Here is a 13330-nt window from a genome sequence, read left to right on the forward strand (position 1 = left end):
CCGGAGCGGCCGGGCTATATTGGCACGACCGCTTTGCGGATATTGCGGCAATAGGAAATCATATTTCAAAATCTGCGGGAAATGTGCGAAGTTAAGCACGAACGCCCCCTCGACTCTGCCGCCCACGGAAGACTAAGGCAGGCGCGATGACCAGCCTGCCCGATCCTTCCGCGCCGCTCTCCGGCGAAGCCGCCGCTCAGGCCTTCGACCTGCTGTTCGACGGCGACCTGAGCGATGACGCCATCGCCACCTTCCTCGTCACCATGGCCCGCCGCGGCGAAACCGCGACCGAGATCGCCGCCGCCGCCCGCGCCATGCGGGTGCGCATGATCCCGGTCAGCGCTCCCGAAGGCGCGATCGACGTCTGCGGCACCGGGGGCGATGGCCATCATACGCTCAACGTCTCCACCGCCGTCAGCCTGGTGGTCGCCGCCGCCGGCGTTCCGGTAGCCAAGCACGGCAACCGCGCCGCCTCGTCCAAGGCCGGGGCCGCCGACACGCTCGAAGCACTGGGCCTGAACCTCGACAAGGCCGCCGCCACGGCGGAATCGACCCTTGCCGATCTCGGCATCTGTTTCCTCTTCGCGCAAAACTACCACCCTGCGCTCAAGCGACTCGGCCCGATCCGCAAGGCGATCGGCGAACGCACCACCTTCAACCTGATGGGACCGCTCGCCAATCCCGCCAATGTCCGCCGCCAGCTCGTCGGCATCGCCCGCCCCGCCTATGTTCCCATCTATGCCGAGGCGCTGGCCGAACTGGGTGTCGACCGCGCCATGATCATCTCCGGCGACGAAGGACTGGACGAACTCTCGCTCGCCGGCGGCAACGACATGGCGGAGGTGAAGGGCCATGACCTCATTGCCATGCACCGCCTGACCGCCGCCGAACTCGGCTTGTCCACTCATCCGGTCGAGGCGATCCGGGGCGGCGACGCGACTCACAATGCGGCTGCGCTCCGCGCCCTGCTTCAAGGCGAGCCGGGGCCATATCGCGACGCGGTCCTGCTCAACGCGGCAGCCGCCCTTGTCGTGGCCGACCATGTCCCCGATCTCCGCGAAGGCGTGGAGGAAGCCGCCGAAACCATCGATCGCGGCCTTGCCAATGCCCTTCTGAATTGCTGGATTGCCTACACATGACCAACAAGCTGATCGAAATCTGCGACTTCAAGCGCGAGGATGTCGCTCGTCGCAAGGCTGCAACCACCGTGGCCGCACTGCATGCCCGCGCCAGCGAGCAAACGCCCCCGCGCGGTTTCCGCAAGGCGCTGGACGACGCCGCCCGTTCGGGCTTCGGCCTCATCGCGGAAGTGAAGAAGGCTAGCCCCTCCAAGGGGCTGATCCGCGCCGATTTCGATCCGCCCGCCCATGCTCAGGCCTATGCCGCGGGCGGTGCGGCCTGCCTCTCCGTCCTCACCGACGAACCCTATTTTCAGGGCCATGACGATTATCTGATGGCCGCCCGATCCGCCTGCGCCCTGCCGGTGCTGCGCAAGGATTTTCTCGTCGATCCCTGGCAGGTGCTGGAAAGCCGCTCGCTGGGCGCCGACGCCGTCCTGATCATCGTCGCCGCGCTGGACGACGGGCAGATGCAGGAAATCGAGGACGCCGCGCTCGGCCTCGGCATGGACGCCCTGATCGAGGTGCATGACGAAAGCGAACTGGAACGCGCGCTCAAGCTCCGCTCGCGCCTGATCGGCGTCAACAATCGCGACCTGCGCGACTTCAGCGTCGATTTCGCCCGCACCTATGAGCTGGTGGGCAAGGCGCCTGAAGGCTGCACCTTCGTCGCCGAAAGCGGCCTCACCAGCCATGCTGACCTGACCGCCATGGCCGATCATGGCGTGCGCTGCTTCCTGGTCGGCGAAACCCTGATGCGGCAGGCCGATGTGGAGGCCGCAACTCGTAACCTGCTGACCGGCGCATGACCGGCCTCACCCATCTCGACGAGGACGGCGCTGCACGCATGGTCGATGTCTCCGCCAAGGCCGTGACCGCCCGCGAAGCCATCGCCTCCGGCCGGATCGGGATGAGTGATGAAGCTGCAAAGGCCATAACGGACGGACTGGTCAAGAAAGGCGACGTGCTTGCCGTCGCGCGGGTGGCGGGCATCATGGCCGCCAAGCGCACCGCCGACCTTATCCCGCTCTGCCATCCGATCGCGCTCAGCGCCGTGACCGTGGACTTCGACCTGGACGAGAGCGGCGTCACCGTCACCGCCACCGCCCGCACCGCCGGGCAGACGGGCGTCGAGATGGAAGCACTGACGGCCGCCTCGACCGCCCTGCTCACCATCTACGACATGGCCAAGGCGCTCGATAAGGGGATGGTGATCGACAACGTCCGGCTGATCGCCAAGACCGGCGGCAAATCCGGCGACTGGCGGCGAACCTCATGAGCCTGCTACCGGTCGACGAAGCCCAGGCCCGTCTCTTCGCACTGGCGCAGCGCCTGCCGGGCGAAACCGTACTCATCAACCAAGCCGTCGGCCGCTGGTTGGCACAGGATATAGTCGCACTGCGCGACCAGCCCTGGGCAGACCTCTCAGCCATGGACGGCTATGCGGTTCGGGCGGCCGAATATCCCGGTCCCTGGCACGTCGGCGGCGAAAGCGCGGCCGGCGCTGCTGGCCAGCCTCCTCTCCCGCCCGGCAAAGCGGTCCGCATCTTCACCGGCGCGCCGCTGCCCCCCGGTGCCGACGCGATCCTGATCCAGGAAAATGCCACGCGCGAGGGCGACCGGTTGACCGCCAGCGCCGATCCGCTCCCTGCCGGTCGCCATATCCGCACCGCCGCTTCGGATTTCGCGCGCGACGCCATACTCCTAAAGGCCGGCACCCACCTTGGCCCGGCCCAGATCGCGCTTGCCGTACTGGCCGGCCATGGCGAACTACCGGTTTGCAAAAGGCCGAAGATCGCCCTTCTCTCCACCGGCAATGAACTGGTCGCGCCCGGCACCCCCACGCCTCCCGGCTACCTCCCCTCCTCCAACGCGCCGATGCTGGCCGCCATGCTGGCCGCCATGCCCTGCGATGTGATCGACCTCGGCATCGTTCCGGACGATCTCGACGCCATGGTCGCCGCGCTGGAACAGGGATGCCAAGCCGACATCATCGTCTCGACCGGCGGTGCCTCGGTCGGCGACCATGATTTCGTCCGCCCCGCCTTCGCCAAAGCCGGCGGCTCGCTCGATTTCTGGAAGATCAGGATGCGTCCCGGCAAGCCGCTGATGGCCGGACGCCTGCACGATTCGCTGTTCCTCGGCTTGCCCGGCAATCCGGTTTCGGCCTTCGTCACCGGCACGCTCTTTTTGCTGCCGCTCGTCCGTCATCTGTGCGGCGCCACTGATCCATTGCCCCCCGCGAGCGAAGCAACGCTGGCCTCCACCCTTCCCGCCACGGCCGAGCGCGACGATTATCTGCGCGCCTATAGAAGCGATGGGGGAATCGTCTCCGTCACCTCGCAGGACAGCGCCGCCACCGCCGCTATGGCCATGGCCGACTGCCTGATCCTGCGTTCGGCCGGATCCCCGCCGGCCGGGCCTGGCGATCGCGTCACCATCATCCCATTGCCCTGATTTTCGGGCCCATGAAAAAGGGGCCGTCGCACGGCCCCTTTTCCGTCAGCAATGTCGGGACGCTCAGCGTTGCTGCTTGTTGCCCGGTGCCTTGTCCTGGCGGCGTTCGTCGCCCATCTGGCCCTGCTTGTTTTCCTGCTGCTGCTGACGATCGCGCTGGCCCGCGCCGCCCTGTTGGTCGCGACGCTGGTTTTTGTCCTGATCACTCTGGTTGGGCATTGTCTCTCTCCTGTCACCATCAATGGTGACAGCAGCAAAACCCGCGTTAACCATGTCTGTTCCGTCCGATGCGACCAGCCGTTCGGCGCTTGACTAATCCCGATGTGTTTCCTATGCGTTCCTTATACGTTCCACGGAGGACCGCAGCGATGTTGACGCCGAAACAGCAGGAATTGCTGAGCTTCATTCAGAACCGGCTGGAGGAGGGTGGCGTGTCCCCCTCGTTCGAGGAAATGAAGGACGCGCTCGACCTGCGTTCCAAGTCTGGCATCCATCGCCTGATCAACGCGCTGGAGGAACGCGGCTTCATCCGCCGCCTGCCCAATCGCGCCCGCGCGCTGGAGGTATTGAAACTTCCCGACGCCATGCACCGCGCACCCGCGCCGGTTATCGCGTCACAGCCCAAGGTCGCGCCGCCGCCACTCCCGATTGCGGCCAATGACGTGATCGAAATCCCGCTGCACGGTCGTATCGCCGCAGGAGTCCCGATCGAGGCGATGGAAGGACACAATATGCTCTCCGTTCCGGCCGCCCTGCTCGGCGCCGGCGATCATTATGCACTGGAAGTGTCCGGCGATTCGATGATGGAAGCGGGTATTCTGGACGGTGACTTCGCCCTGATCCAGCGCACCGACGTCGCACGGGAAGGCCAGATCGTCGTCGCCCTGATCGACGAGGCCGAAGCCACGCTCAAATATTTCCGCCGCGAAGGTTCCAGGGTCCGCCTCGACCCGGCCAACGCCGCATATGAGCCGCAGATTTACGACCCGCGCCAGGTTCGTATTCAGGGCAAGCTGGCCGGTCTGCTGCGCCGATACAACTGAACTTTTCCTCCCCTTGGGCGCGCTATCCAGGGATGCGCGTCACCGGGGCTAAGGACGGTGTGAACTTCGCCCTTTTTGAGCGTGATGGACAGGCCGCCGGTGCGCTTCAGCAGCCGGCGGTCGATCTTCATCCAGCGCGGGCGGCACCAACCCGGTAGCCCCCGATCGCTGATGACGATGTCCGCCGCCGCGCAATCCCGCATGAAGTCGCGCCGCGCGATCAGCACATCGCTCCGGGTGAAGAGCAGCCGCCAGTTGCGTCCCGTTGCGTCCTTCATCCTGACGGCACAAAGGTCGGTAGAACATCGAGCCTCCGGCAACGCGGCGATCGCCTCCAGTTCGCCATCATAGCCTGCGCTCTCGGAAAGGACGTCACGCACATAGTCACCGGCCCGGTCCCGCAATATCGCCATTCCCCTGGCCGTCCGCACCACCACATGCCGACCATCGCCGGTTACGAGAATATCCGGCGGAGACGCGGCAAAAGTGATCGCTACGCCAATTACCGCCGGTACCAGCCCCAGCCATCGAACCGACGATCGCCAGAGGAGACACCACAGCAGGCCCAGCATCGCAAAACCGAATAGTCCTGCCCCCATGGTCGGCGCCAGCAATGACGCCATCGGACTGGCCGCTACGCCATGGGCGACGAGTAGCAGGAAATTGAGTGCCTGCTCGGTCAGCCACCAGGCCGGCCAGCCAAGCCCGACCACATCCAGCAGCAGCGCCAACGCCTCCAGAGGCATCACGACGAAGGTGGTAAGCGGGATCGCGATCAGATTGGCGAAAGCCCCAAGCAGCCCCGCCTTGTGAAAATGAAACAACGCGATCGGCATCAACACCAGTTCGACCGCGATGCCGGTCGCCAGCATCACCGCCAGCGCCCGCCCGAACTTGCGAATCGCACCCTCATCCCGCGCCGCCGCAAAGGCCCGGAAACGCGGATGTTCAGCCAGCGCCACCAGCGCGGTCACGGCCGCAAAGCTCATCTGGAAACTGGGCCCCGCGACCGCCTCCGGCCAAAGCAGCAGGACGACCATCGCGCCCGTCGCCACCAGGCGCAGCGTGACCGCGTCGCGCCCCATCGCCAGTCCGCCCAGCACCAGCAGGGCAGCGACGCAGGACCGCACCGTCGGCACCTCCGCCCCCGTCAGCAAAGTATAGCCGATCCCCGCCAGCGCCCCGCCCGCCGCCGCGATCAACATCAAGGGCCATCCCAGCGCGACCCGCTGGCTCAGGGCCATGACACGCATCAGCAGAAATATCACAGCCCCTATCAGCGCCGTCACATGCAACCCGCTGATCGACAGCAGATGCGCCAGACCGCTGCGTCGCATCGCCTCGGCATCGGCTTCGGGAATCGCGCCCTGATCCCCGGTTGCCAGCGCAGCCGCGATCCCTTCGGCCGGTCCGTCGATGCGCTCCAATATATGGGCGAACAGCCGCGCCCGTAATGGGGGGCCAGAAGTCGAAGGTTTAAGCACCTCCACCGGCTTCAACGCCTTGCCTGTCGCCCCAATACCCTGGAAATAGGCACGCGCGGCAAAATCGTAACCGCCCGGAACACTCGGTGGCGCGGGCGGCATCAATCGCACGCGAAAGCGGATGCGAGCGCCCTCGCCCAGTCCAGCCGGCACATCCGCGTCGGCGATGTTTACCCGCACCATCTCGGGCAACTCCGGTGCATCGATCGGCCTCAGCATCACGCGAACCATGGCCTGCGCAGGAACAGGGCGTACCGCCGTGACGTCCCCTGTCATCTGCACGAACGTCGCCCGCGCCAGCGGCGGCTGCCCCAGCAACGCCGCCTTGCCCCATACCAACAGGCAACCGATGCAAGCCAATATTGCGCCCGCAACAATCATCCGTTGGAACCGTCCGCCCACCGGCAACATCGCTCCAATGCAGGCCGCTGCCAGTGCCGCGCAGCAAAAGGCCAGCCAACTCATTGCATGGGGAAGGACGAACCAGGCCGCGATGCCCGAGCCGAGCGCAATCGGCACCCAAAGGCCAAGCTGTTCGCGCTCGCGTTCCAGCCAGCTTTCAACGGCTTCCAGACCCTTCCGGACGAACGCCAGCGCCCCCGCACCAAGGGAGGTTTGTCGTGGCTCGAAAGCCATGCTAGGGGGCGTCGCATTCATGGGTCAGCTAAGGCGAATGTCAAAGAATATGACGGCAAGTGCAACGGGAATGAACAAGCAGGTGGTGACCCGTTTCGCCCCGTCCCCTACGGGGTTCCTGCATATTGGCGGCGCCCGCACGGCGCTCTTCAACTGGCTGTTCGCGCGCCATCATGGCGGCAAGTTCCTGCTCCGTGTCGAGGACACCGATCGCGCCCGTTCCACCGAGGAAGCCGTAGCTGCGATCTTCGATGGCCTGGAATGGCTTGGCCTTGGCGGTGACGAACCGGCCGTCTTCCAGTTCGAGCGTACGCCGCGCCATGCGGAGGTCGCCAACCAGTTGCTCGAAGCGGGTCATGCCTATCGCTGCTATGCGACGCCGGAAGAATTGACCGAATTGCGCGAACAGCAGCGCGCGGCCAAGCAGCCGATGCGCTATGACGGCCGCTGGCGCGACCGTTCGCCAGAGGAAGCGCCCGCAGGCGCGCCCTTCGTCATCCGCATCAAGGCACCGCGCGAAGGCGAAACGGTGATCGAAGATGCCGTGCAGGGCCGCGTAGTCGTGCAGAATGCAGAACTGGACGACATGATCCTGCTGCGTTCCGACGGCACGCCGACCTATATGCTGGCCGTTGTGGTCGACGATCATGATATGGGCGTTACCCATGTCATCCGCGGCGACGACCATCTCAACAACGCCTTCCGCCAGTTGGCCATCATCAAGGCCATGGGCTGGGAAGAACCCATCTATGCCCATATCCCGCTGATCCATGGCTCCGATGGAGCGAAGCTGTCGAAGCGCCACGGCGCGCTGGGCGTCGATGCCTATCGCGACGAAATGGGGATTCTGCCCGAGGCGGTGCTGAACTATCTGTTGCGTCTGGGCTGGGGCCATGGCGACGAAGAAATCATCTCCATCGCCCGCGCCATCGAACTGTTCGATATCGACGGCGTCGGTCGCTCGCCCTCACGCTTCGACATCAAGAAACTGGAAAATCTGAACGGCCATTATCTGCGTGAAGCGGACGACTCGCGGCTTGCAGCTCTGGTCGCGCCCCGCGTCGCCGAACGGCTTGGAAAGGTTTTACCTGAAAACGGGTTGGACATTTTGACCCAGGCCATGGCTTCGCTGAAGCCGAGGGCCAAAACCCTCAACGAAATTGCGGAGGGGGCCGAATTTCTGTTCAAAAATTGCCCGCTCGATTTTGACGAAAAGGCCTCCGCTCTGCTAGACGAACCCGCGCGCGCTCTGCTGATAAAGACAGCCGACGCTCTCCAGCCCGTCCAGTCCTGGACGGTCGAAGCGATCGAAGAAGTGATACGCCGCGTGGCAGAGGATGCCGGCCTGGGACTGGGCAAGGTGGCGCAACCGCTGCGTGCGGCGCTCACCGGCCGAACGACCTCGCCAGGTATTTTTGATGTCCTCTTCCTGATCGGGAAAGAGGAGAGCTTGGAACGGCTGGCCGCTGCAGGGCACGCAACGGCTGGTTGATGACAGTCAAGGAGAACAACATGTCGGATAATAAAGCCAATTTGACCATCGGGGGAGCGAGCAACGATTACGCCATCATGGATGGTACGGTCGGTCCCCAGGTCATCGACGTTCGCAAGCTCTACGCCCAGACCGGCATGTTCACCTATGATCCGGGCTTCACCTCGACTGCCAGCTGCGAATCCGGCCTGACCTATATCGACGGCGACGCCGGCGTGCTGCTGCACCGTGGTTATCCGATCGGCCAGCTCGCCGAAGAATCCAGCTTCATGGAAGTCTGCTACCTGCTTCTGAACGACGAACTGCCGTCAAAGAGCGAGTTGGCCGAATTCACCAATACTATCACGCGCCACACCATGGTGCATGAACAGCTGACCGCCTTCTTCCGTGGTTTCCGTCGCGACGCCCACCCGATGGCGATCATGTGCGGCGTGGTCGGCGCCCTGTCGGCCTTCTATCACGACTCCACCGACATCAACGATCCGGAACAGCGCCGTATCGCAAGCCACCGCCTGATCGCCAAGATGCCGACGATCGCGGCCATGGCCTATAAATATTCGGTGGGTCAGCCGTTCGTCTATCCGCGCAACGACCTCAGCTACACCGCCAACTTCCTGCGCATGACCTTCTCTGTCCCGGCCGAGGACTATATCCCCGATCCGGTGATCGTGGATGCGATGGACAAGATCTTCATCCTCCATGCCGACCATGAGCAGAACGCGTCGACCTCGACCGTGCGTCTGGCCGGTTCGTCGGGCGCCAACCCCTTTGCCTGCATCGCGGCCGGCATCGCCTGCCTCTGGGGTCCGGCGCATGGCGGCGCGAACGAAGCCGCGCTCAACATGCTGCGCGAAATCGGCACCGTCGATCGCATTCCGGAATATATCGCCCGCGCAAAGAACAAGGACGATCCGTTCCGCCTGATGGGCTTTGGCCACCGCGTCTACAAGAATTACGATCCGCGCGCGACCGTGATGCAAAAGACCGCAAAGGACGTTCTGGAGAAGCTGGGTGTCAACGATCCGGTCTTCGACGTCGCCAAGGAACTGGAGCAGATCGCGCTCAACGATCCTTATTTCGTCGAAAAGAAGCTCTACCCGAATGTCGACTTCTATTCGGGCGTGATCCTGTCGGCGATCGGCTTCCCGACCGAAATGTTCACCGTTCTGTTCGCGCTCGCTCGCACCGTCGGCTGGGTTGCGCAGTGGAACGAAATGATTTCGGACCCAGCGCAGAAGATCGGCCGTCCGCGTCAGCTCTACACCGGCCCGACGCAGCGCGACTATGTCCCGGTCGAAAAGCGCTGATCTGCGCTGACATCGCCAGAACGAAGAACGGCGCCTCTCGGGGCGCCGTTTTTTTAATGATGGCCTGCCAAAGACCGGGGCTATCCCAGCGCAGGCAGCGAAAGGACGAAGCGGGCCCCCTCCCCCTTCACGCCACCTATGCGGATATCTCCGCCCATGGCCCGAGCCAGGCGTCGTGAAATATAAAGGCCAAGGCCGCTGCCAGCCGCATCTTCACGCCCCAGCCGCTCGAATTTCTCAAAGACGCGTTCGCGATCTTTCGGTGCGATGCCGGCCCCCTGGTCGATCACCATGATGCGCGCTTCACCATGGTCCTGCTCCGTTACGATGCGGACAGTGCTACCTTCCGGTGAGTAGCGCACGGCATTGCCGACAAGGTTGACCAATATCTGAAGTACGCGGCGAAACTCGCCAATGGCGTTTACCGCGCAGTCGGTCTCAGGCGCCACAATGCCGATCTGGCGATCCAAAGCCTTGACGCCCAGTAGCCCGGCCGCCCGCCGACCAAGATCGGCCAGGTCGATTTCCTCTGCCACCACGGAGAAATCCGGGCGATCAATCGCTTGAAGATCCGCGAGATCGTCGACCAGCGCCATCAAATGCCGACCAGCTGACGCAATGTCCTGCGCATAATCGGCATAGTCCGGGCGCAGCGGCCCGTCCAATTGGGCGCCGATCGTGTCGGCATTGGCAATGATCCGCCCGAGTGGCTGCCGCAACGACCGATCGAGCCGCTTGCTGAAATCGGCAGGGTACAAGATAATGCCGGCATCGGTTCGGACAGGTGCAATCACGGCCTGTTCGACCGGCAAAGCCGCGCCGCGATACCCACTCAACTGACTAGCCATGTCGAACAAGGGGAAGGCGGACAGTCGAAACCGGCGCGTCGCATCGCCGACCAGCACGGCCATCTGATCCCGGAACGCGCGCCGCTGGGTCAGACCACGCAGCATCGCCATGTCGCCTTCTTCATCCGGTTTCAAATCGAAAAAGGCCGAAAAAAGCGTGCCCGGCACAGGCGCATCGACCGGCAATGCACCCTGAGCATCATCGCCCGCAACCACCATCTGAAAGCGAAGATGCGTATCGACCTGCCAGATCCAGCCCTCTGCCAGAGCAGCAATATCCGCCTCCCGTGCGGCAGGATCGGTCGACAGGACCGCAGCAGGCCGCTCGCGCCAGTCGATGACGGATAAGGCCATGCCGCCGCCTTCGGGTCGAGCGCGCACCCACATGTCGATGTCGCCCCGCTCTGCCGCAGCTACCACCAAACGGGAAACCGTCACGCCCAAACGTTGCGACAACCGCACGATTGCAGCGATCTGCGGCACGGCGATCGGCGTTCCAATATCTCCTCCCGCCTCGCGCTGCAACGCCAGTATCGGACCATCCGCGCTTGCGAGACAGCCGCTAGACGTCACGGACGCCCGCAGGACGGCGGGATGAGCCGGGATGTTCATGCGGCAATAAGGCCCATAAGATGATCAAGCTTTGCGCGGAAGGAATCCGGCATACGGAGCGCGCTCATGGCCGCATTCGCCGCCTCCTGCCCTACATCCTGATAACGTTCGGCCTCGGTGATCACGACATTATCGGTCAGCCACGGTCGCACGGGGCGCAGCGCGAGAAGAAGATGTCGATAGTCAGCATCTGACCCGCCGAGCGCACGGCAAAGGGCCGCCAATTGTGGCAGAGGCGCCATCGTCAGGATGTGGATGACCTGAAAGATTGTTAGCCGTTGGCGCCGCGCCGCCAACGCGGCAAAGAGCAGGAAACGTCGCCCGCTCAGCGCGGCAACGAGCAGATCGGGCGCATCGGCAAGGTCACCCATTTGCTCGACCAGTTCTTCGGCGGCAATCAAGGGGCTGACTCTCTCATCATGATCGGCCAGTAAGCTCTCGGCGGCCTGCTCGAACGCAGTCAGCAACGGGTTTACCCGCTCAGGAGCGGCGCGGCGCGCTGCGGCAGCCAGGCAGGCAGCAGCGGTCCAGACCAGTTCGGCGAAAAAATCAGAGGGAAGGTCAGGTCGCATTGGCCGATCCTCTCCTCCCCTTGCGATCCAGCGGCCTTCGGAGAGAGCCAATGCGGCAAGCGCATCGCCAAACCGCATGCCTTCGACTTCTTCCTCATCCTCGGCGGGATCATCCAGTTCGGCATCCATCTGCCCAAACTGACGCAGCATCAGACTGACGCTGGCGCGCAACTGCATATGGGCGAGCAAGGCAGGGCCGAGCAGAGTTGGCTGCGCGCAGATCATGGACCAGCATAGCGGCTCAGGAGCATCGACAAGCGCCTCCGACACGTCCGGCGACCGATCCAGCCTGACCCGCAGCGCTGTTTCGATCGCGGTCAGGCAGCCGCCCAGATGCCGCCGTGTTTCGGCAATCAACGAATCATGCGACGACTGTCCGACCGGGAAAAAGAATGCCAGATCGATGGCATGCCCAACCGGTACTGCGGACATGCCCGCCATGACATGCGCCATTGGCCAGCTGTCCGCCATTGTCGATCCGGCAAAGGACAAATGGGCGCTCATGCGATCGAGAATAGCTGCACGTCGTTAAAATGCACTAAACCTTGGCGGCAAATTCTTGGGCGCTGCCTCGAAATCGGACAGGTATCACCCATCATTTCATTGCTTTTTACCCTCTAGCACTTCTGTGCGGCGAGAGACCGCTAACTGCGCTGACGCAATATGATCGCACCGACCGATCCGATCACGGCCAGCATGGCAATGCGGAACCCCTCGTCGAGCCATCCTGCGACGCCGGCCAGTATCAACAGCAGCAGGATGCTGCCGGGCGTGACGATCATCCAGGATTTTGCGTGACCCGTCAGCCGCCACCGGTCTGCTATCATGAGGATTCCCAGCACAAGCACCAGATCGGCTGCCTCCGTGGTTCCTCCCGCCAATATCAGCGCCACCAGAACCGTCAACGGCACCATGAAGGCCAGCCAGCCCGTAGGCGGCGTCCGCAGAGCCAGTTCATCCAGCCGATCCGCAGTTTCCGCCAACATTAAGGCAAACAGCATCAAGGCAAAGCCCGTCAGCGTCCAGAGCAACTCTATCGGGACCAACGCGATCCCTCCCAGCGCCATGGCCGCGATACGGACCTGCATCGCCGGCACCTGCATTCGCATCAGCGCCGGCCCAATCATCCTCGCGAGCGGCGCAAGCAAAAGATGCTCGATACCGCCGCGCTGCCTTGCGCCCTTGGCGGCGCCCGCGGATGTCACGGCCTGGGCGACCAGATCGGCCTGCTCCTGACTCTCCACCATCGCGACCCGCCCTTCCAGCAGGTCGTCCTGCGGCACCGTAATACGTCGCGCCCCCTTCTGGACTGCGGCGCGTACCAGCGTCAGCGCCAGATCCCAATCGCCGATCATGTCGAGTGTGCCGAATAGCAGTGTAGGACTGAGGCGCGCGATACCGGCCCAGCGCTGTCCAGCATCGATCCGCTCGAACGGCGCACTCGCCCGACTATCATCGGACACAAGCAGCACGTCGCCCTCAATGGCGCCCAGGCTATCGACATGGTCCTGCGCGATGATCGCGCCATCGGCTATAAGCAGCACGTCTGAATCACGCGGTGCATCGCGCACCATCGTAACCATGTCGCGAATCAGGGCGACGGCAATGCCGTCGGCGCTCAGCCGATCGACGGCCTGAGACAGCGCCGGCGTGATGACGCTGACCATGATCAGTATCCGGTCCGCACCAGCGCGGACGGCCTGCCTTGCCTGATATTCGACCAGCGTCTGCCCGGCAAAATGCAGACTCGCTCGCAGGCCG

At 63.8% G+C, this 13330-nt stretch carries 12 protein-coding genes; 7 read left to right on the top strand and 5 right to left on the bottom strand.

All coding sequences use genetic code 11. From position 1 onward, the window contains the following. Window positions 1-146 precede the first annotated feature (146 nt). From trpD to glp, 4 genes are read left to right on the top strand one after another with little or no spacing between them, the layout of a single operon-like run. Window positions 147-1139, top strand: coding sequence for an anthranilate phosphoribosyltransferase (trpD, locus tag VMR39_RS00215; RefSeq protein WP_325413205.1), 993 nt, complete (start codon window positions 147-149; stop codon window positions 1137-1139). Then, complete coding sequence (gene trpC, locus VMR39_RS00220; RefSeq protein WP_325413207.1) at window positions 1136-1927, top strand: indole-3-glycerol phosphate synthase TrpC; 792 nt, start codon at window positions 1136-1138, stop codon at window positions 1925-1927. Before trpD ends, trpC begins: the two co-directional genes overlap by 4 nt. Continuing rightward, window positions 1924-2397, top strand: coding sequence for a cyclic pyranopterin monophosphate synthase MoaC (moaC, locus tag VMR39_RS00225; protein WP_325413208.1), 474 nt, complete (start codon window positions 1924-1926; stop codon window positions 2395-2397). The genes trpC and moaC overlap by 4 nt, the downstream gene beginning before the upstream one ends. Continuing rightward, window positions 2394-3575 (top strand): gephyrin-like molybdotransferase Glp, encoded by a 1182-nt coding sequence (gene glp / locus VMR39_RS00230; RefSeq protein WP_325413210.1) that lies wholly within the window; start codon window positions 2394-2396, stop codon window positions 3573-3575. Before moaC ends, glp begins: the two co-directional genes overlap by 4 nt. A 63-nt stretch (window positions 3576-3638) precedes the next feature. Here the strand turns inward: glp and VMR39_RS00235 are convergent, their stop codons facing one another. Further along, on the bottom strand, window positions 3639-3848 hold the full coding sequence (locus VMR39_RS00235) for a hypothetical protein (protein ID WP_325413212.1): 210 nt from the start codon (window positions 3846-3848) through the stop codon (window positions 3639-3641). Between the two features lie 95 nt (window positions 3849-3943). Here VMR39_RS00235 and lexA point away from each other — a divergent pair, with 95 nt between their 5' ends. Further along, a complete protein-coding gene (lexA, locus tag VMR39_RS00240) occupies window positions 3944-4618 on the top strand; it encodes a transcriptional repressor LexA (protein ID WP_325413214.1) in 675 nt (224 codons plus the stop codon). Here the strand turns inward: lexA and VMR39_RS00245 are convergent. Then, complete coding sequence (locus VMR39_RS00245) at window positions 4579-6738, bottom strand: ComEC/Rec2 family competence protein (RefSeq protein WP_325413216.1); 2160 nt, start codon at window positions 6736-6738, stop codon at window positions 4579-4581. The genes lexA and VMR39_RS00245 overlap by 40 nt on opposite strands. Before the next feature lie 49 nt (window positions 6739-6787). Here VMR39_RS00245 and gltX point away from each other — a divergent pair, with 49 nt between their 5' ends. After that, a complete protein-coding gene (gltX, locus tag VMR39_RS00250; protein ID WP_325413218.1) occupies window positions 6788-8230 on the top strand; it encodes a glutamate--tRNA ligase in 1443 nt (480 codons plus the stop codon). 20 nt (window positions 8231-8250) lie between these two features. Next, window positions 8251-9537: a citrate synthase gene (locus VMR39_RS00255; RefSeq protein ID WP_325413220.1), complete on the top strand. Its 1287-nt coding sequence runs from the start codon at window positions 8251-8253 to the stop codon at window positions 9535-9537. 80 nt (window positions 9538-9617) lie between these two features. On the opposite strand, the gene VMR39_RS00260 is transcribed toward VMR39_RS00255, so the two are convergent. The 3 genes from VMR39_RS00260 to VMR39_RS00270 all read right to left on the bottom strand — a co-directional run bounded on the left by VMR39_RS00260 (window position 9618) and on the right by VMR39_RS00270 (window position 13326). After that, entirely contained in the window at window positions 9618-10997 is a 1380-nt protein-coding gene (locus VMR39_RS00260) for a HAMP domain-containing sensor histidine kinase (RefSeq protein WP_325413221.1), read from the bottom strand. Further along, the gene (locus VMR39_RS00265) at window positions 10994-11794 is read right to left on the bottom strand and encodes a hypothetical protein (RefSeq protein ID WP_325413223.1); all 801 of its coding nucleotides are present in this window, start codon (window positions 11792-11794) and stop codon (window positions 10994-10996) included. Before VMR39_RS00265 ends, VMR39_RS00260 begins: the two co-directional genes overlap by 4 nt. Window positions 11795-12213: 419 nt before the next feature. After that, window positions 12214-13326, bottom strand: a complete 1113-nt coding sequence (locus VMR39_RS00270; protein WP_325413229.1) for a hypothetical protein — start codon at window positions 13324-13326, stop codon at window positions 12214-12216. Window positions 13327-13330: the final 4 nt, after the last annotated feature.

It is taken from the genome of Sphingobium sp., from assembly GCF_035511395.1.
Lineage (GTDB): Bacteria > Pseudomonadota > Alphaproteobacteria > Sphingomonadales > Sphingomonadaceae > Sphingobium.

Bases quoted from the DNA above. Each gene is read 5' to 3' on its own strand.
- lexA (WP_325413214.1), top strand. From the start codon at position 3,944: ATGTTGACGCCGAAACAGCAGGAATTGCTGAGCTTCATTCAGAACCGG.
- gltX (WP_325413218.1), top strand. From the start codon at position 6,788: ATGACGGCAAGTGCAACGGGAATGAACAAGCAGGTGGTGACCCGTTTC.
- VMR39_RS00255 (WP_325413220.1), top strand. From the start codon at position 8,251: ATGTCGGATAATAAAGCCAATTTGACCATCGGGGGAGCGAGCAACGAT.
- moaC (WP_325413208.1), top strand. From the start codon at position 1,924: ATGACCGGCCTCACCCATCTCGACGAGGACGGCGCTGCACGCATGGTC.
- VMR39_RS00245 (WP_325413216.1), bottom strand. From the start codon at position 6,738: ATGGCTTTCGAGCCACGACAAACCTCCCTTGGTGCGGGGGCGCTGGCG.
- VMR39_RS00265 (WP_325413223.1), bottom strand. From the start codon at position 11,794: ATGATCTGCGCGCAGCCAACTCTGCTCGGCCCTGCCTTGCTCGCCCAT.
- VMR39_RS00235 (WP_325413212.1), bottom strand. From the start codon at position 3,848: ATGGTTAACGCGGGTTTTGCTGCTGTCACCATTGATGGTGACAGGAGA.
- trpD (WP_325413205.1), top strand. From the start codon at position 147: ATGACCAGCCTGCCCGATCCTTCCGCGCCGCTCTCCGGCGAAGCCGCC.
- glp (WP_325413210.1), top strand. From the start codon at position 2,394: ATGAGCCTGCTACCGGTCGACGAAGCCCAGGCCCGTCTCTTCGCACTG.
- VMR39_RS00260 (WP_325413221.1), bottom strand. From the start codon at position 10,997: ATGAACATCCCGGCTCATCCCGCCGTCCTGCGGGCGTCCGTGACGTCT.
- trpC (WP_325413207.1), top strand. From the start codon at position 1,136: ATGACCAACAAGCTGATCGAAATCTGCGACTTCAAGCGCGAGGATGTC.